Genomic DNA, 16,133 nt, shown 5'->3' with positions numbered 1-16,133 from the left:
GGGTTCTCGCGTTCCGCGGCCGCGGCCGGGGTGGCCGGCGCCTGCGCGGCACGGACGGCGGGGGGCGGCCGCCCGGCGAGGACCGACAGGGCCCGCTCCCACGCGCTGCCCGCGTCGGCCTGGAAGACCACGAGCTTCTGCCCGGGCGAGCCGTCGACGCTCAGCACCTCCATGGTCGTGACCACGTCGCCGACCTCCCGATGGTGGAAGCGCACCGGGGCCCGCGTCCTGGCCTGCACGTCGTACTGGGCCCACATCCGGCGGAAGTACTCGCTCCTCTCCGACAGCTCCTCCACCAGCTCCAGCAGGAAGGGGTCGTCGCAGTTCCGGCCGGCCGTCGCCCTCAGGTGGGCGATCTTCGAGGTGGTATCCAGCTCCCAGTCGAGGTAGAAGCCGTGGGCGGCCGGGTTGAGCAGGGCCAGCCGCAGCAGGTTGTCCCGATGCTCCAGCCCTTCGTACAGGGCGTCGGCCACCCGGTTCCTGGCCAGCACGTCCAGCCGCCGGTTCACGACGAACGCGGGGGCGATGTCCCAGCCGTGCATGATCCGCAGCACGTTGGGGTGCACCGTGTCGTGCTCCCGGGCGCCCTTGGGCCTGTACGCGGGCTGCCGGGCCAGCTGCTGCAGGTGCTCGGCCGCCTCCGGCCCGAGCCGGAAGACCCGCACCAGCGCGGCGATCACCTGGTCCGACGGGTTGCGCTCCCTGCCCTGCTCCAGCCGGGTGTAGTAGTCGATGCTGATCCCGGCCAGCATCGCCACCTCCTCGCGGCGCAGTCCCGGCGTGCGGCGTCGCGGCCCGACCTGGGGCAGCCCAACGTCGTCGAGGCTCGTGCTCCGCCTGCGGGCCCTCAGGAAGGCACCGAGCGGGCTTCCACCCTCCATGTCCTCACGTTATTCCGTGCTCCCGGCGGCCGTCGTGGCCCGGTCACACCCAGGCAGCCGCGCCCGTCCTCCCCGCTCGGACAGGGGCATCCGGAGGGCGGACGGCGAGGCGTAGGCTGGGGCTTCCACTGGGTGGAAGAACGGCCGAATCGGGGGAGGGGGTGGCCATGTCCGGAGGGGCGCGCGACCCTGGACGCTCGGTGACCTCCCGCGTCGTGGCCATCCTCGGCGCGTTCGACGCGGCGCACCCCCTCCTGACGCTGACGGAGATCGCCGAGCGCAGCGGCATGGCGCTGAGCACCGTTCACCGGCTGGTGGCGGAGCTGGAGTCGTGGCGGGCCGTCCGCCGCGGCGACGACGGGCGCTACCGCGTGGGGCGGCTGATCTGGGAACTGGGCCGGATCGCCCCCGACCCCCTCCAGGAGATCGCCCGCCCCTGGCTGCAGGACCTGTTCGCCGGCACGGGCGAGGACGTCCACCTCGCCGTCCGCGACGGCACCGAGGTGCGGTACGTCGACAGCGTGTACGCCCGGGACGTCCCGATCGTGCCGCGGGGCGGCCGCCTGCCCATGCATCCCACGGCCGCCGGGAAGGCCCTGCTCGCCCACGAGCCGGCGTGGTTCGTGACGTCGTACCTGTCCCGCCCGCTGGAGCGGCCGACCCCGCACACGATCACCGAGCCCGGCCGCCTGGCCAGGGACCTCGCCCAGGTGCGTCTCCGGGGGTACGCCACCGCCCACGAGGAGATGACGCTCGGGTCCTGCTCGGCCGCCGCGCCCGTCCTGGTGGACGGCCGGCCGGTGGCCGCGGTCGGCGTCGTGCTGCCCTCCCGGCGGGTGCGGGAGCTGCGCCGCCTGGCCGGCCCGCTGCTCGCCGCCGCCCACGGCGTCGCCGCCGCGTACCGGGCCGCCGTCGCGCCCCCCTGATCGCCCGCCGCGGACGCGCGGGCATAATCGTCTGCATGTTCCGCTCGGTGGTGATCGCACGATGAGCCCGCAGGTCGGCCAGGCCGTCACGTCCGGCACGTTCAGCCTGGACGGCCAGACGTTCGACGTCGACAACAACGTCTGGGTCGTCGGCGACGACGCCGAGTGCGTCGTCTTCGACGCCCCCCACGACGTGGAGGCGATCCTCAAGCTGGTGGGGGACCGGCGGGTGCTGGCCGTTCTCGCCACCCACGCCCACGACGACCACGTCCGGGTCGCCCCGGCCCTGGCCGACGCCACCGGCGCGCCCGTCCTGCTCCACCCGGACGACCTGCCGCTGTGGCGGCTCACCCATCCCGGCCGGGACCCGGACGGCCCCCTGGCCGACGGGCAGGTGATCGAGGTCGCCGGGACCCGGCTTGAGGTGCTGCACACCCCGGGCCACGCCCCCGGCGCGTGCTGCTTCCACGCTCCGGAGCTGGGCGCCGTGTTCACCGGCGACACGCTCTTCCAGGGCGGCCCCGGCGCCACCGGCCGGTCGTTCTCGGACTTCGGCCTGATCGTCGCGTCGATCCGGGACCGGCTGCTCGTCCTGCCGCCCGAGACGGTCGTGCACACCGGCCACGGCGCGGACACGACCATCGGCGCGGAGAGCCCCCACCTGGAGGAGTGGATCCGCCGGGGCCACTGAGGGCCACTGAGGGCCACTGAAGGGCCACTGACGGGCGGCGACGGCCGGCCGGTGAGGCCGGTCGCTCACGCCGACCGGACGCCGGTGACCGCGAACCGCTCGACCGCGGCCACGTGCCCGCCGGTCGCGGCGACGACGGTCAGGGTCCGGCCGGGGACGGCCCGGAACGCCACGGTGGCCGTCCAGGGACGGTCCGTCCCACCGGCCGGGACGCAGCAGTGCTCGCCGAGGGGCCGGTCCGACCCGGGCGCCCTGACCTGGACCCGGATGCTCTCGTCCACACCGCTGATCCGGCCGCCGGCCCGCATCGGCGAGACGACCACGGCGCCGTACGCCGGAGTCGTGAGGGAGAAGGTCGTGTCGTCGGTTCCCACGACCTCCCACGGCGCGTCGCCGCCGGAGCCGTACCGGACGAGGTGGATCACCGCGGCCGTGGAGATCCCGCCGCCCTCCTCGGGCCGGAAGCCGACGGCGATCCGGGCGTGGGCCCCGGCGACGGTCCGGTGGACCACGGTGTCGACGCCGCCGAATCCCAGGTAGCCCTGCGTGAACGCGAGGGCCGTGCGGTCGGCGTCCAGGTGCCACGGCTGGTGGCCGCCGGACCGGTAGGCCTCCTGCCAGGCGCGGGCCTCCGCCTGGTCGCCGAACGGCCACAGCGGCTGGTAGCGCCCGGCCACCAGGTACGGCCCGCCGGACGAGGACGCGAGACCGGTGGTCCCCGGCGTGGGCGTCGCCTGCGCGGCCGGGGTGGGCGTGGCGAGGGACCCGGTGACCGGGGGAGCGGCCGTACCGCCGGAGGAGGCGGCCTCCGGAGCGCCCGCGCCGCACCCGGCCGTCGCGAGGGTCGTCGCGAGGGCGAGCGCGGCCAGGGCGGCCGCGGCCCGCAGACGTGCGTCGCGCGGCATGGTCCGCCTCCCGCCCTGTCGCCGGGTCTCTGGTAAGAGGATGCCCGGGAACGGCCGCCCGTCCCATGGACTTCCGCCATGTCGTGTCCGCGGAAGGGCCTCTCCTGTCGCGGCGCGTCATGACCAGCCGGCTAGTACGCCGGGCTGACCGACCAGCTCCAGGGATGGGGAACCATAGCCGCCATCGTCGCCGTCCTCGCGCTCGGCGTGACCATCCGGCTCGTCGTGCGCGAGCGCCGCGACGGCCGGAAACAGCGGAAGGAAGACCGCGAGGAGGCCGGCCGCCGCCTGTAGGCCGAGCGGAGCTTCTCCTCACGATCATCCCTGGCACCCCGTCCGCTCCGACCAGGACCTCTACCTGCGCGACATCCTCGCCTGACACGGCGGCCCGCGGTGCCGGCGGGCCGGGCCGTGCGGTGCGACGACCCGTCCCGACTTGACCGGTTCGGCTCCCCGAACATAATCGGGAGGATGCCCTCCGTGGAGACCATGGACGATCTGGTGCGTGCGATCGCCGAGTTCGAGGTCGAGGACCTCGACCTCCAGGCCGAGCCCGCCGCGCTCGCCGCCGCCCGGCGGTCTCTCGCGGAGTCGGGACTGCTGCTGGTCGGCGAGATCCACGGCGTCCGGGAGAACCCGCTGGTGATCCGGGCGCTCACCCGCCTGCTGGAGGTCGACGCCATCGCGCTGGAGTGGAGCGAGGAGCTGGCCGGGTTCCTGCGGCGCGGCCTGCCCGTCGACCATCCGCTGTGGTGGTTCGGCGACGGCCGGGTCACCGCGGGCCACTTCGCCGTCCTCCACGCGGACGACCCGCTGACCGTGACCCTGTTCGACGGCGCGGTGCGCGCGGGGGACGACTGGTCGGCCCGGGACTGGGCCATGGCCCACCGGGTCCTGGGGCTCGCCGCGCGCACGCTGGTCGTCGCGGGGAACGCGCACACCTCGCTCGACCCCACCGACGACGGCGTCCCGATGGGGGCCGTCATCGCCGAGGCGAGGCCGGGCGTGCGCGCCGTCCGGATCCAGTACGGCACCGGCCGCTTCTACAACGGCGGACCACGCGAGGTGAACGACGACGTCGGCCCCGCCGGGCTGCGGCTCGAGGGCGAGGAGCTCGTGCTCGCGCTGCCCGAGTTCCACGAGGCGACCGTCCCGCACCTGCCGTTGGAACGGCTTCAGCAGACGTACGGCCGGCTCGGCCGGGTCGCCTTCGGCTGACCGCGCCCCCGGCTTCCCGGCGTCTCGACCGCGGTCGCCGAGGTCGCCTGCGCCGAGGTCGCCTGCGCCGAGGTCGCCTGCGCCGAGGTCGCCTGCGCCGCGGTCGCCGTCGCCGGCGGTCGCCCGCGCCGGTCGCTCGCCGGGGCGGGGAGCGGTGTCAGCGGCCGGCCCAGCCGGCGTCGTCGTCCTCCTGCCACTCCAGCTCGTCGACGACGTCGACCACGCCGTTGACGCGCTGCGTCATCCGTACGGCGATCCGGGCCTCGCTGCGGCGGGTCATCCGGCCGCGCAACGTGACCACGCCGCCGCTGACGACGACCTCGACGCCGGACGTCTCGACCCACAGGCTCCGCTCCAGGATCTCCTCGCGCACCTCGCGGGCGATGTCCGCGTCCGGGCGGACGAACACCTTCAGCAGGTCGCGGCGGCTCACGACGCCCTGCAGCCGGCCCTCGCCGTCCACCACCGGCAGCCGCTTCACTTCGTGCGCGTCCATGAGCCGGGCCGCCGTCACCGCCGTGGTGTACGGCCTGACGGTGACGGCCGGGCAGGTCATCAGCTCCGCGGCCGTCTCGCCCCTGGCCTTGGTCTCGCCGTCCCCGCCGGTCCGGCCCAGGCGGGCCCGCAGCCGCGCGCGCAGCGGGGGCCGGTAGCCCTCGCGGTAGTACTGCTCCCTGAACTCCTCCTTACGCAGGAGGTCGGCCTCGGAGACCACGCCGAGGACGTGGTTCTCCCCGTCCACCACCGGCACGGCGCTCACCTCGCGGACGATGAGCAGCTCAGCGATGTCCTTGAACGGCGTGGCGCCGTTGACGGACGCGACGTCCCTGGTCATGACGTCCTGGACCTTCGTGTGCATGGTCGGCCTCCTCGTGCTCGGCGGGCGGCCCGCGCCCGGCGGGCCCCGCCTCCATCACAGCCCGGCCCCGGCCCGGCGGGCAGGGTCGTTGGTCCCGCGCGCCCGCGCCGTTCGGCACGCCCCCTTCGCGCCAAGGGCGCTGAAGATCGAAGCGGGCGGAAGTCCCTCCCGTTCGGGACCTTCGTCCGCTGCGGGCGGCCTCCTCCGGCGGTTCGATGGGGGCGAGAGCAGGAGGAGGACAACCATGGCCGGACTGATCGTCGTCGCCGTCGACGGCTCCGAACCCGCGACCGCCGCTCTGGACTGGGCGGCGGACGACGCGCTCCGCCGGAGGGCCGCCCTGCGGATCGTGCACGTGCGGGAGCCGCTGGCGCAGGAGCGCCCGTTCCACGGGCACGGCCCGGACACGCCGTACGAGGACCACGGCGAGAGCGTGCTGAACGCCGCGGCCGACCGCGTGTGGGAGCGGGCGCCCGGCGTGTCCGTGACGGCCGAGGTGCTGACGGGATCGGTCGTCGAGCGGCTGAGACGCGAGTCGGAGGCGGCCGACGCGCTGGTCCTCGGCAGCAGGGGCAGGGGCGGCTTCGCCGGGCTGATCCTGGGCTCGGTCGGGCTCGGCCTCGCGGGCCACTCCAGGAATCCGGTCGTCGTCGTGCGCCGGCGGCCGAGGGACGAGTACCACGAGGTCGTGGTCGGCTTCGACGGCTCCTCCCACTCCGAGGCCGCGCTGCAGTTCGCCTTCGAGGAGGCCCGGGTCCGGCGCGCCCGCGTCCACGCCGTCTACGCGTGGCAGATGCCCATGTTCTCCCCGTACGGCGTGGGCTACGGCGGGGCGATGAACGACGTGTTCGACAACGAGACCCGGGCCGCCCGCATGCGGCTCGCGCCCTGGCGCGAGAAGCATCCCGACGTGCCGCTGGTCGAGTCGGCCGTGTGCGGCCACCCGATCCCGGCCCTGGCCGAGGCCTCGCTGGTCGCGGACCTGGTGGTGGTCGGGACGAGGGGGCTCGGCGACTTCGGCGGCGCGCTGCTCGGCTCGGTGAGCCACGGCGTGCTGCACCGCGCCCACTGCCCGGTCGCCGTGGTCCCGCACCCGGCGGACGGTCGATGACCCGTCCCGCGGAAGGAGACACGATGTCACGTCGCCGCTGGAGCGACCTGCCTCCCCGGACGCGGGCCGCCGTCCTGGTGCTGGCCTCGGTGGAGCTGTCGCTCACCGCCGCGGCCGCGGCCGACCTGTGGACCAGACCGGCCGCGCGGGTACGCGGACCCAAGGCGCTGTGGTGGCCCGCCCTCCTCGTCCAGCCCGTCGGCCCGATCGCGTACCTCCTCCGCGGCCGCGCCTGACCTCGAAATCTACAGCGTAAAGGGCGGCGCGGAGGATCGGCGAAGAAGGTGGGCGACGGCGGCCAGGGCGCTCGCGCGGCGGCAGGCCCTCGAAGTCGTTCACGAGCGCGGTGCGTCAGGTTCGCGGCCAGCGCGTCCTGGCGCCGGCCCATCACCACCGCCGGGACCTCGGCCCGGTCGAGGGCGTGCAGCAGCGAGCGCAGGAACTCGCCCAGGCCGGCTGCGCGGTCCCATACGGCCAGTGCGTCCGGTGCCCGGGTGGATCTCCCGCCCGGGTGGGCGGGGAGTCGGTCGTGCGCCGGCCGGGGTTCCGGATGTGCTGACTCCGCGAGCACCGCGGCGTCCCGGCTGGCCTCGCTCACCGTGGCCGCCGAGTCCCACCAGTCCACCTACAACCGGGACCTGTTCCCGCACTGGATCACGATCTCCGGCGCCTGCAACACCCGGGAGACCGTGCTCAAGCGGGACGGGACCAGCGTCGTGACCGACTCCTCCTGCGCCGCCACCTCCGGCCGTTGGTACAGCCCGTACGACGGCGCCACCTGGACCAGCGCCGCCGACGTCGACATCGACCACATGGTCCCGCTGGCCGAGGCCTGGAGGTCCGGCGCCTGGGCGTGGACGACGGCCCAGCGGCAGGCGTACGCCAACGACCTCGGCGGCCCCGAGCTGTGGGCCGTGACCGACAACGTCAACCAGGCCAAGGGCGACCAGGACCCGACGACCTGGAAGCCGTCCCTCACCTCGTTCTGGTGCACGTACGCCCGGGCCTGGATCCAGGTGAAGTGGTACTACAACCTCACCCTGCAGAGCGCCGAGAAGTCCGCTCTGACCACCATGCTCGGCTACTGCTGACGCCCGGTTCCCTGCGGCTCCCGTCCTCCGGGGCGGGAGCCGTACGGCGTCTGCCGGCCGGCGATCACGCGCAGAAGTCAGGCGGGGGAGTAGAAGACCACGTCCCAGCCGTCGGGTCCGCGTACGGCGCAGCGGCGCTCGTGCGGCCCCTCCTCGACCTCGCCCACGTCGAGCCCGAGCGCGACGGCCCGCTCCCGGGCCCGCGGCACGTCCGGCACCTTGACCATCACGGACGGGGCCGCCGTGGCGCGGTCGCCGCCGGACAGCGCCAGCCGCCCCGACCCGAGGTCGAACTGGGCCCACCGGCCGCCGTCCACGAACGTGGGCGCCGTGCCCAGCAGGGCCGACCATGCCGCGACCGCCGTGCCGAGATCCGAGCAGGGCACCACCGGCGCCAGAGACAGGGCCGCGTCGTCGTGATCCATCGTGCTCCGCCCTCCGTTCGGGTGATCCCGACGGTAGACGAGGGGCGCGGGCCGCGTCTTACGGCTGCGTGCGGGCTTCGCGCCGTATGCCGGGAACATCATCATCGGCGGTGATGTTCATGACGGCCATGACGACCTCCTGGACCGCCGCCTTCCGCTCCGCCGTCCTCAGCCCGCACGAGACCATCGTGCTCAAGCCGTCCCGCGGGTTCCGCGACCAGACGCTCCGGCAGATCCTCCACCTCGACGGCGGGGGAGAGGCGCTGCGCGTGCTGCTGACCAACCGGTACGGCGACCGGCCGCTCGTGGTCGCCGCCGCCCGCGTCGCCGTGCGGAAGGCGGGCGGCGAGATCCTGCCGGAGACCGACGCCCCGCTGACCTTCGGCGGGGCGGCCGAGGTGACCGTCCCCACGCACGGCGAGGTCGTGAGCGACCCCGTCGCGCTGGCTGTGGAGGCGGGGACGGACCTCGCCGTGAGCCTGTACCTGCCCGGGGAGACCGGCCCGGCCACGTTCTCCCACACCCCTCTGGAGAGCGGCTACGTGGTGGAGGGCGACGCGGTGTCGCGGCCCGTCCTCCCGGACGCCGAGGAGGTGGACTCGCGGTTCTTCGTGTCCGGGGTGGACGTGCTCGCGCCCGAGGGCACGCACGTGGCCGTCGCGTTCGGCGACTCCTGGTTCGAGGGCACCGGCACCACGCACGGCGCCAACCGCCGCTTCACCAACCTGCTGAACGCGCGGCTGCCGCGGGGCTGGGTCGTGAACCAGGGACTCGGCGGCAACCGCCTGCTGACCGACGAGGTGGGGGAGCGCGCGCTCGGGCGGTTCGACCGGGACGTGCTCGCCGTGCCGGGGGTCACCCACGTCCTCACCCACTTCGGGCTGAACGACCTCGGGCTGCCCGGCCTCTCAGGGGAGCGGCCGCCGGGGGCCGACGTCCTCACCGCGGGGTACACCGAACTGGCCCGGCGGGCCCACGAGGCCGGACTGGTGATCATCGGCGCGACGATGGGCCCGTACGCGGGGACGATCTACCCCGGCGTGGACACGCCGGAGGGCCGGGCCACCCGGCGGGTCGTCAACGACTGGATCCGCACCAGCGGCGTCTTCGACGCCGTGCTGGACGTCGCGCACGCCGTACAGGACCCCGACCAGCCGGACGCCATCCGCCCCGACCTCGACAGCGGCGACCACCTGCACCCCAACGACGCGGGAGCCCGGGTAATGGCCGACGCCGTCGACCTCGCGTTCCTCAGGCTCTGACCGCCCTCACGGGCGGCATCACCTCTCGGCGGCGTCGAGCACCGGCTTGATGTCGACGACGGGCGTGCCGTCGACGGCCTCGAGGGGCCGCACCAGCAGGCCCTTGCCGGCAGCGACGTCGAGCACGGTGACCCGGTGCAGGCCGACCGGGTTGGGCCGGTCCGGCGAGCGGGTCGCGAACACCCCCGTGAGCGGGTTGCCCGGGTCGTCGCGCGGCCGGACCTTGAGGACGTCGCGCGCGCCCTGGTGCAGCCAGGTCAGCAGGAGCACCTCCGCCCCCGGGCGCAGGCCGTTTAGCGCCTCCTCGTACGCCGGGTCGATCTCGAGCCACGCCTCCGGCGCCCCCTCGTGCCCCTGCCGCGGCGCCTCGGCCCGCGACGTCAGTCCGGAACGGACGAACCCGATCGGAACCAGTGCGTACGTCCCCGGGTCGGTCATGGCGGTGATCCCCTTCCGTCGGCCGGCCGATCCGCCACGATCCCACCGGGCCGCCGGCGGGGGCAAGGGCGGGCCGCGGCCGCGAGGTTAGGGTGGAGGCGTGGGCGTTGCCGCCGGAGCGTACGCGCTGGGGCCGGAGACCGGCCGGCTCCTGGTGACCACCGCGCGCTCGGGCCTCGGCGCCAAGGCCGGGCACGACCTGCTCATCGAGGTCACCCGCTGGAGCGGACAGGCCGTGATCGACCCCGCCGGCCCGGCCGCCTCCTGGGTCGCGGTCGAGGCGGAGGCCGGGTCGTTCGAGGTCCGCGAGGGGACGGGCGGGGTGAAGCCGCTGACGGCGGGCGACCGGGCCGAGATCGAGCGGACCGTCCGCGACAGGATCCTCCGGGCCGGCCGCCATCCGCTCATCACGTTCCGCTCCACTCGCGTCGAGGGCGGGCCCGGGGCGTTCCGCGTCGATGGAGATCTGACGATCATGGACGTGACGCGGCCGGTCACGCTCACCGGATCGCTGGCGGGGGATCGCGCCGTGGCCTCGGCGACCGTCGTCCAGTCGGAGTGGGGGATCACGCCCTACTCGGCGTTCTTCGGCGCGCTGAGGCTCCGCGACGAGGTCGGCGTCCGCGCCGAGGTCGTCCTCACCGCCCGCCGCTGACCCCCGCCGGTCGCTACGGAACCAGGACGACCTTGCCGATCGTGGCCCGGGACTCCAGGGCGGCGTGCGCGGAGGCGGCGTCCTTGAGCGGGAACGTCTGCACGGCCGGGACGAGCCGCCCGGCGGCCGCCTCGGCGAGGGCCCGCTCCTCGAGCGCGCGGAGGCCTCCGGGGAGCCGCGGGATCCGCGGCCCGAGGGCCACGGACACGGTGAGGCCGCGCGCGAACAGGTCGTCGGAGGCGAACCGGGTGGGCTCGCCCGACGAGAACCCGAACAGGGTCAGCCGCCCGCCCGCCCCGAGCAGGTCGAGCGCGGCCCGGCCGGCCTCCCCGCCGACGCCGTCGTAGGCGGCGGTGATCTCACGCCCGTCCAGCGCGCGGCGCACCTCGTCCGGCCAGCCGGGGACCGTGTAGTCGACCGCCGCGCCGGCGCCGTTCGCCAGCACGCGCCCGACCTTGGCCGGGCCGCCCGCCACGCCGACCACCCGGGCGCCCGCGTTCCCGGCCGCCTGCACGAGCAGCGTGCCGATCCCTCCGGCCGCCGCGGTCACCAGCACGACGTCGTCCGGCTCGATCGGAGCGATGGTGAGGATGCCCATCGTCACGCGGCCGGTGCCGGTCATCGCCACCGCGACCGTCTCGTCCATGTGCTCCGGCAGGCGGTGCAGGGCGGTCACGTCGGCGAGCGCCTGCTCGGCGTAGCCGCCGCTCGCCAGGCCGAGGTGCGCGACCACCCGCCGGCCCAGCCACTCCGGGTCCACCCCGTGGCCGACCGCGTCGACGACGCCGGCCACCTCCCTGCCCGGCGTCATCGGCAGGTCGGGAAGCGGGATCGGCCCGCGTGCCACCCCCGCCCGGATCACCGTGTCGATGAGGTGCACGCCCGATGCCTGGACGGCGATCCGCACCTGCCCGGCGCCGGGCTCGGGGTCCGGCACCTCCTCCCAGCGCAGGTTCTCCGCCGGGCCGAACGCGTACTGCCGCACAGCGTGCACAGGTCACTCCTCGTACTCCTGGGATGTCCCGTCCACCCTCCAACTTCAACCAAGGTTCAGGTCAAGGGGTCGTACGGGGATCAGGCGTGGGCGTGGACGTGCGCCGGGTCGTCGGGATGGTCGTGCGGCTGCTGGGGCGCGCCCACCCGGTGCTCGTGCCCGGGGAGGGAGACGCGGTAGACGCAGGTGTCGCAGTTCATCCGGATGTCGCCGCGCAGCGCCTCGCGGTACCGCTCCAAAGCCAGGTCGGCCAGTGCCGGGGCGGGCCCGATCACGTCGGCGCAGCGGACGTCCACCTCGGGACGGCCGGCCGCCCACGCCAGCGCCTGCTCGGCCGTACGGGCCGGGAGCACGCCGTTGAACAGGAAGTACGGCAGCACGACGATCCTGCGGGCGCCCAGCAGCCGGGCCCGTTCGAGGGCGTCGGGCACGGACGGGGAGGCGAGGCTGATGAACGCGGGCTCCACGCCCGCCAGGCCCCGGCCCTCCCACAGCAGCCGGGCCACCTTGACGTGCTCGGCGTTCGCGTCGGGGTCGGTGGAGCCGCGGCCGACCAGGACCACCGTGGTGCCGGACCGCTCGGAGGGGTCGAGGACGGCGTCGAGCCGGTCCTCCAGCAGGTCGAGCAGCGCGGGGTGCGGGCCGAGCGGGCGGCCGTAGGCGTACCCGAGCCGCGGATGCCGGGAGACCTCCCGCTGTAGCGCGGCCGGGATGTCGCCCTTGGCGTGCCCGGCGGCGACCAGCACGAGCGGCACCACGCCGAGCCGGCTGTGCCCGGACCCCACCAGCGACGCGACCGCCTCGCGCAGCGGCGGGCGGGACAGCTCGATGAACCCCCCGGCCACCGGGACGCCCGCCCGTTCGGCCACGATCTCCACCAGCCGGTGGAAGTCGCGCACCCCCGCGGCGTCCTTCGTCCCGTGACCGACGAGGAGCACCGCCGGGCCCCCGTGCGCGGTCGCCTCGTTCATGAGCCCTCCCAATAGAGCAGTGCGTTGACGGCGGCCGCGGCGACGGCCGACCCGCCCTTCTCGCTGTGGTTGCTGACGGCGGGCAGCCCCGACTCGCGCAGGGCCTGCTTCGACTCGGCGGCCCCGACGAAGCCGACGGGCAGCCCCACGACGAGCACGGGACGCACGTCCAGGCGCAGGATCTCCTCCAGCGCCGTGGGGGCGTTGCCGACGGCCCACACCGCCCCCGGCCCGACCTCCGCGTACGCCAGCCGGATCCCGGCGGCGCTGCGGGTCAGGCCGCCGCCTCCCGCCGCCTCCCGGACCCGGCAGACCGGGGCAACTGCGGTCACGCCCGCGGCCACCATCTCCACGTCGGTGACGACCGGCGCCCCGTCGCGCAACGCGGCCGCGGCGGCGCGCAGGTGCTCCTCGGCGGACACCGCCAGGTCGCCGAGGTAGCCGACGTCCGCGCTGGCGTGGATCACCCGTTCCGTGACGGCGCGCGTCAGCGGAGGCAGGCCCGAGGTGTCCACCCGCGCGCGGAGGATCTCGTACGACCGGGCCTCGATGGGGTGGACGGCCCTCACTCCGCGTACCTCCGCCCGAGCCCGGACACCCGCCACACCAGCGCGGCGAGCGCCCACGTGGCGACGAACAGCGCCACGATGACGTACCCGAGGACCTCGAAGTGGTCGGCGAGCGAGGCGTAGGCCGCGAGCGGCCCGCCTGCCCCGGTCGCGTCGGCGACCAGGGCGGCCAGGTACACGGTCGCGATGAACGCGGCGACCAGCACGGTCATCCCGGTCGTCGCGGCGTTGTAGTAGAGCCGCCGCGCGGGGCTGCGGTAGGCCCACGAGTAGGCCCGGGACATGAGCAGGCTGTCCGCGGTGTCGCAGGCCGTCATCCCGGCGGCGAACAGCAGCGGCAGCGTGAGCACGGCCAGCGTCGGCAGCCCGCCCTGCGACGCCGCGCCGGCCGACAGCGCGAGCAGCGTCACCTCGCTGGCCGTCTCCAGGCCCAGCCCGAACAGCAGGCCGACGGGGTACATGTGCCACGACGACCTGATCAGCCCCCGGACGCGGCTGCCCAGGACGCGGTTCATCAGGCCCCGGTTGAGCAGCATCAGCTCCAGCTCGTCGCGGTCGATGCGGCCGCGGGACATCCGCCGCCACAGCCCGACCACGCCGGTGAGCACGAGGCCGTTCAGGACCGCGACGAGCAGCAGGAACGCCATGGCGACCACCTGCGAGACGAGCCCGCCGACGCGCCGGAAGCTCTCCACGTCGTGCCCGGCCGCGCCGGCGGCCATCGCGACGATCAGCGCCAGCGCCAGCACGACGGTCGAGTGGCCGAGGGCGAAGAAGAAGCCCACGCCGACCGGTCGGCGGCCGCGCTGCAGCATCAGCCGCGTCGTGTCGTCGATGGCCGCGATGTGGTCGGCGTCGAAGGCGTGCCGGATGCCGAGGCTGTAGGCGAGGGTCCCCGCCCCGGCGAACGCCCCGGCCCCCGCGAGGCCGTCGGCGTAGTACAGGTACAGCGACCAGCCGGCGATGTGGAGCACCGCGACGACGGCGACGATGCCGCCGATCCGCATCCGCTCTCCCGCCGTCCACCTGGCATGCGCGTACGTCGCCGGATTCATGACCGCACCTCCACGACCGCGTCGACCGGACAGACCTCGACGCACTCCCCGCACCGGCTGCACAGGGCGTCGAGCACCACCAGGCCCCCCTCGTGGGAGGGCCTGATGGCGTGTTCGGGGCAGGTGAGCAGGCAGGCCCCGCATCCCGCGCAGGCGGCCGTCACCGCGTAGCCCGCCGCCCCGCCATGGGAGGCGGTCCCCGTCACCGCTGCCACGTGTACTCCCGCGGCGTCACGAACCGCCCGGCCACCACGCGGCTGCGGGAGGAGCCCACGATCACCAGGCTGCGCATCGTCACCGTCTCCACGTCGAGGTCGCCGAGGGTGGACAGCGCGACGCTCTCGCCCGGGCGGCTCGCGTCGGTCACCACCCCGACGGGCGTCCCGGCCGGCCGCCGCCGGGCGAGGATCTCCAGCGCCCGGGGAAGCTGCCAGCCCCGCGCGCGGGACCGGGGGTTGTAGAACGCCACGACGAGGTCGGCCTCGGCCGCGGCGGCGACCCTGCGCTCGATGGCCTCCCACGGCGTGTGCAGGTCGGACAGGCTGATCGCGCAGTGGTCGTGCCCGAGCGGCGCGCCGAGCAGGGCCGACGCGGCGAGCATCGCGGTCACCCCGGGCACGCCCACGACGTCGAACGTGTCGTCGGCGTTCTCCAGCGCGGGCGAGGCCATCGCGTACACCCCGGCGTCGCCGCTGCCGAGGAGCGCCACGGCATGGCCCTCCCGCGCCAGCCGTACGGCGGACCGGGCCCGCTCCTCCTCCGCGCCCAGCCCCGACTCCACGACCCGGGTGCCCGGCCGCAGCAGGTCGCGGACCTGGGCCACGTACTGGTCGAGCCCCACGACGTGACTTGCCCGCCGGAGTTCGGCCACGGCTCGCGGGGTGAGCAGGTCGCGGGCGCCCGGCCCGAGCCCGACGATCGCGAGCCGCCCGCGCGGGCGGATCCGGGCGACGGCGGCGGTCGCCATCGCCGACTTGCGCTTGGGGACGACGAGGTCGCCGCCGTCCGCCAGCGCCGCCGCCTCGGCGACGCTCGGCGTGCCGACCGCCTCCCGCACGACCTCACTCGGGTTCGGCACGTCCACCTCGGCCAGCCGGCCGGCGGGATGGGCCACCAGCGGCACCCCGAGGGCGCGGGCCGCGGCCACGATGCCGGGCTCGCCGGCCTTCACGTCGGCCGTGGCCAGCCGCGCGATCGAGGCGGAGGCCAGCCCGGCCTCGCCGAGCGTCGACGCGACCAGCGCGAGGACCTCCTCCGCGGTCACCCCGCGGCTGCCGCCGACCCCGACCACGAGGCTCGGCGGCCGGACCACGACCGCCGGCCGCGGCGTCTCCACCAGCCGGTCGGTGACGAGCACGCACGGCGCCCCGCGGCCTCCTCCCATGGCGGTGACGGGGAGGGGCGGCAGCGGCCAGGTGGCGTCGGACACCAGCGCCACCTCGTCGCCGTCCAGCATGGCCCGCGTCACGGCGGCGACGTCCCCCTCGACCGGCATGCCGATCTCGTCGAGCGGGCTCGTCCCGGTGGCGTCGGTCGCCGTCGTCACGACGGGCCGCGCGCCGAGCGCGTCGGCCACCCGGTGCGCGAGGCCGTTCGCCCCGCCGGCGTGCCCTCCGGCCACCGCGACCGCGAACCGGCCCGCCTCGTCCACGCACACCACACCCGGGTCGGTCCGCTTGTCGCCCAGCAGCGGCGCGATGAGCCGTACGGCCGCGCCGACGGCCAGGAAGCAGACGATCTCGTCGCACTCCCGCCATGCCCGCGCGAGGTCGGCCACCGCGTAGTGCCGCGTGTCCGCCCAGTGCTCCGCGAGCCGGTCCGCCGCCGTACGGCCGGCCCTGGTGGCGGTCACGAGTCCGGTCGTCACGCCGTCTCCCTCCTGGTCATCGGTGCCCCCACACGAGGAAGACCGGGTTGGCCGCGACGAGGCGGGTCGATCCGTCGGGCAGGTCGCCGAACCGCGACGCCGTGAGCGCGGCGCCCCCCACCTCGTACGAGGCCGCCCTGAGGGCGTCCCGCACGGGCGCGACCCGGTCGACGGCGGCCAGCGCCGCGACCACGGACCGGGCGCCGCACGCGGCC

General features: G+C 75.4%; 19 protein-coding genes and 1 pseudogene. 8 read left to right on the top strand and 12 right to left on the bottom strand.

Features of this window, described 5'->3' with window-relative positions; genetic code table 11:
- On the bottom strand, positions 1-881 hold an 881-nt coding region (locus tag MPTA5024_RS05590; RefSeq protein WP_084369435.1), incomplete at its 3' end, for a helix-turn-helix transcriptional regulator.
- 200 nt (positions 882-1,081) lie between these two features.
- Here MPTA5024_RS05590 and MPTA5024_RS05585 point away from each other — a divergent pair.
- Together MPTA5024_RS05585 and MPTA5024_RS05580 are read left to right on the top strand one after the other, a co-directional pair.
- Positions 1,082-1,807, top strand: a complete 726-nt coding sequence (locus MPTA5024_RS05585; RefSeq protein WP_232326232.1) for an IclR family transcriptional regulator — start codon at positions 1,082-1,084, stop codon at positions 1,805-1,807.
- 61 nt (positions 1,808-1,868) lie between these two features.
- Positions 1,869-2,498: an MBL fold metallo-hydrolase gene (locus MPTA5024_RS05580; protein ID WP_036320460.1), complete on the top strand. Its 630-nt coding sequence runs from the start codon at positions 1,869-1,871 to the stop codon at positions 2,496-2,498.
- Between the two features lie 65 nt (positions 2,499-2,563).
- On the opposite strand, the gene MPTA5024_RS05575 is transcribed toward MPTA5024_RS05580, so the two are convergent.
- Positions 2,564-3,403 (bottom strand): hypothetical protein, encoded by an 840-nt coding sequence (locus tag MPTA5024_RS05575; RefSeq protein WP_051457735.1) that lies wholly within the window; start codon positions 3,401-3,403, stop codon positions 2,564-2,566.
- Between the two features lie 471 nt (positions 3,404-3,874).
- Here MPTA5024_RS05575 and MPTA5024_RS05570 point away from each other — a divergent pair, with 471 nt between their 5' ends.
- Positions 3,875-4,621 (top strand): hypothetical protein, encoded by a 747-nt coding sequence (locus MPTA5024_RS05570; protein WP_157099298.1) that lies wholly within the window; start codon positions 3,875-3,877, stop codon positions 4,619-4,621.
- A gap of 157 nt (positions 4,622-4,778) precedes the next feature.
- Here the strand turns inward: MPTA5024_RS05570 and MPTA5024_RS05565 are convergent, their stop codons facing one another.
- Entirely contained in the window at positions 4,779-5,480 is a 702-nt protein-coding gene (locus tag MPTA5024_RS05565) for a CBS domain-containing protein (RefSeq protein WP_036320454.1), read from the bottom strand.
- A 244-nt stretch (positions 5,481-5,724) separates the two neighbouring features.
- Here MPTA5024_RS05565 and MPTA5024_RS05560 point away from each other — a divergent pair, with 244 nt between their 5' ends.
- From MPTA5024_RS05560 to MPTA5024_RS05550, 3 genes are all read left to right on the top strand, one after another.
- Complete coding sequence (locus MPTA5024_RS05560) at positions 5,725-6,591, top strand: universal stress protein (protein WP_036320451.1); 867 nt, start codon at positions 5,725-5,727, stop codon at positions 6,589-6,591.
- A 23-nt stretch (positions 6,592-6,614) separates the two neighbouring features.
- Positions 6,615-6,827, top strand: a complete 213-nt coding sequence (locus MPTA5024_RS05555) for a PLDc N-terminal domain-containing protein (protein ID WP_036320448.1) — start codon at positions 6,615-6,617, stop codon at positions 6,825-6,827.
- A gap of 363 nt (positions 6,828-7,190) precedes the next feature.
- The gene (locus MPTA5024_RS05550; protein WP_232326230.1) at positions 7,191-7,682 is read left to right on the top strand and encodes an HNH endonuclease family protein; all 492 of its coding nucleotides are present in this window, start codon (positions 7,191-7,193) and stop codon (positions 7,680-7,682) included.
- Positions 7,683-7,759: 77 nt separating this feature from the next.
- Here MPTA5024_RS05550 and MPTA5024_RS05545 read toward each other — a convergent pair whose 3' ends face one another.
- Positions 7,760-8,107 carry a VOC family protein gene (locus MPTA5024_RS05545; RefSeq protein ID WP_051458032.1) on the bottom strand — a complete coding sequence of 116 codons (348 nt, stop codon included), beginning with the start codon at positions 8,105-8,107 and terminating at the stop codon, positions 7,760-7,762.
- A 119-nt stretch (positions 8,108-8,226) separates the two neighbouring features.
- Between MPTA5024_RS05545 and MPTA5024_RS05540 the strand changes: the two genes are divergently transcribed.
- Entirely contained in the window at positions 8,227-9,369 is a 1,143-nt protein-coding gene (locus MPTA5024_RS05540; RefSeq protein ID WP_232326228.1) for an SGNH/GDSL hydrolase family protein, read from the top strand.
- Between the two features lie 18 nt (positions 9,370-9,387).
- Here the strand turns inward: MPTA5024_RS05540 and tsaA are convergent, their stop codons facing one another.
- Positions 9,388-9,807 carry a tRNA (N6-threonylcarbamoyladenosine(37)-N6)-methyltransferase TrmO gene (gene tsaA, locus MPTA5024_RS05535; protein WP_036320445.1) on the bottom strand — a complete coding sequence of 140 codons (420 nt, stop codon included), beginning with the start codon at positions 9,805-9,807 and terminating at the stop codon, positions 9,388-9,390.
- Positions 9,808-9,907: 100 nt separating this feature from the next.
- Here tsaA and MPTA5024_RS05530 point away from each other — a divergent pair, with 100 nt between their 5' ends.
- Entirely contained in the window at positions 9,908-10,462 is a 555-nt protein-coding gene (locus MPTA5024_RS05530; RefSeq protein WP_036320442.1) for a YceI family protein, read from the top strand.
- A 13-nt stretch (positions 10,463-10,475) separates the two neighbouring features.
- Here the strand turns inward: MPTA5024_RS05530 and MPTA5024_RS05525 are convergent, their stop codons facing one another.
- The 7 genes and pseudogenes from MPTA5024_RS05525 to MPTA5024_RS43245 form a co-directional block, all read right to left on the bottom strand.
- Positions 10,476-11,456 (bottom strand): zinc-binding dehydrogenase, encoded by a 981-nt coding sequence (locus MPTA5024_RS05525; RefSeq protein WP_036320439.1) that lies wholly within the window; start codon positions 11,454-11,456, stop codon positions 10,476-10,478.
- 80 nt (positions 11,457-11,536) lie between these two features.
- Complete coding sequence (locus MPTA5024_RS05520) at positions 11,537-12,427, bottom strand: sirohydrochlorin chelatase (RefSeq protein WP_036320436.1); 891 nt, start codon at positions 12,425-12,427, stop codon at positions 11,537-11,539.
- Positions 12,424-12,996: a precorrin-8X methylmutase gene (locus MPTA5024_RS05515; RefSeq protein ID WP_036320431.1), complete on the bottom strand. Its 573-nt coding sequence runs from the start codon at positions 12,994-12,996 to the stop codon at positions 12,424-12,426. The genes MPTA5024_RS05520 and MPTA5024_RS05515 overlap by 4 nt, the downstream gene beginning before the upstream one ends.
- Positions 12,993-14,051, bottom strand: coding sequence for a HoxN/HupN/NixA family nickel/cobalt transporter (locus tag MPTA5024_RS05510; protein ID WP_036320428.1), 1,059 nt, complete (start codon positions 14,049-14,051; stop codon positions 12,993-12,995). The genes MPTA5024_RS05515 and MPTA5024_RS05510 overlap by 4 nt, the downstream gene beginning before the upstream one ends.
- Entirely contained in the window at positions 14,048-14,266 is a 219-nt protein-coding gene (locus tag MPTA5024_RS05505) for an ATP-binding protein (protein WP_036320427.1), read from the bottom strand. The genes MPTA5024_RS05510 and MPTA5024_RS05505 overlap by 4 nt, the downstream gene beginning before the upstream one ends.
- Positions 14,254-15,918, bottom strand: a complete 1,665-nt coding sequence (gene cobJ / locus MPTA5024_RS05500) for a precorrin-3B C(17)-methyltransferase (RefSeq protein ID WP_036320425.1) — start codon at positions 15,916-15,918, stop codon at positions 14,254-14,256. The genes MPTA5024_RS05505 and cobJ overlap by 13 nt, the downstream gene beginning before the upstream one ends.
- Positions 15,919-15,934: 16 nt before the next feature.
- Positions 15,935-16,133: pseudogene (locus tag MPTA5024_RS43245) on the bottom strand (cobalamin biosynthesis bifunctional protein CbiET); the annotation flags it as partial.

It is taken from the genome of Microbispora sp. ATCC PTA-5024, assembly GCF_000511135.2.
GTDB lineage: Bacteria > Actinomycetota > Actinomycetes > Streptosporangiales > Streptosporangiaceae > Microbispora > Microbispora corallina.
The sequence above is the reverse complement of the archived record's forward strand: the minus strand, read 5'-3'. Positions and strand labels throughout refer to the sequence as shown.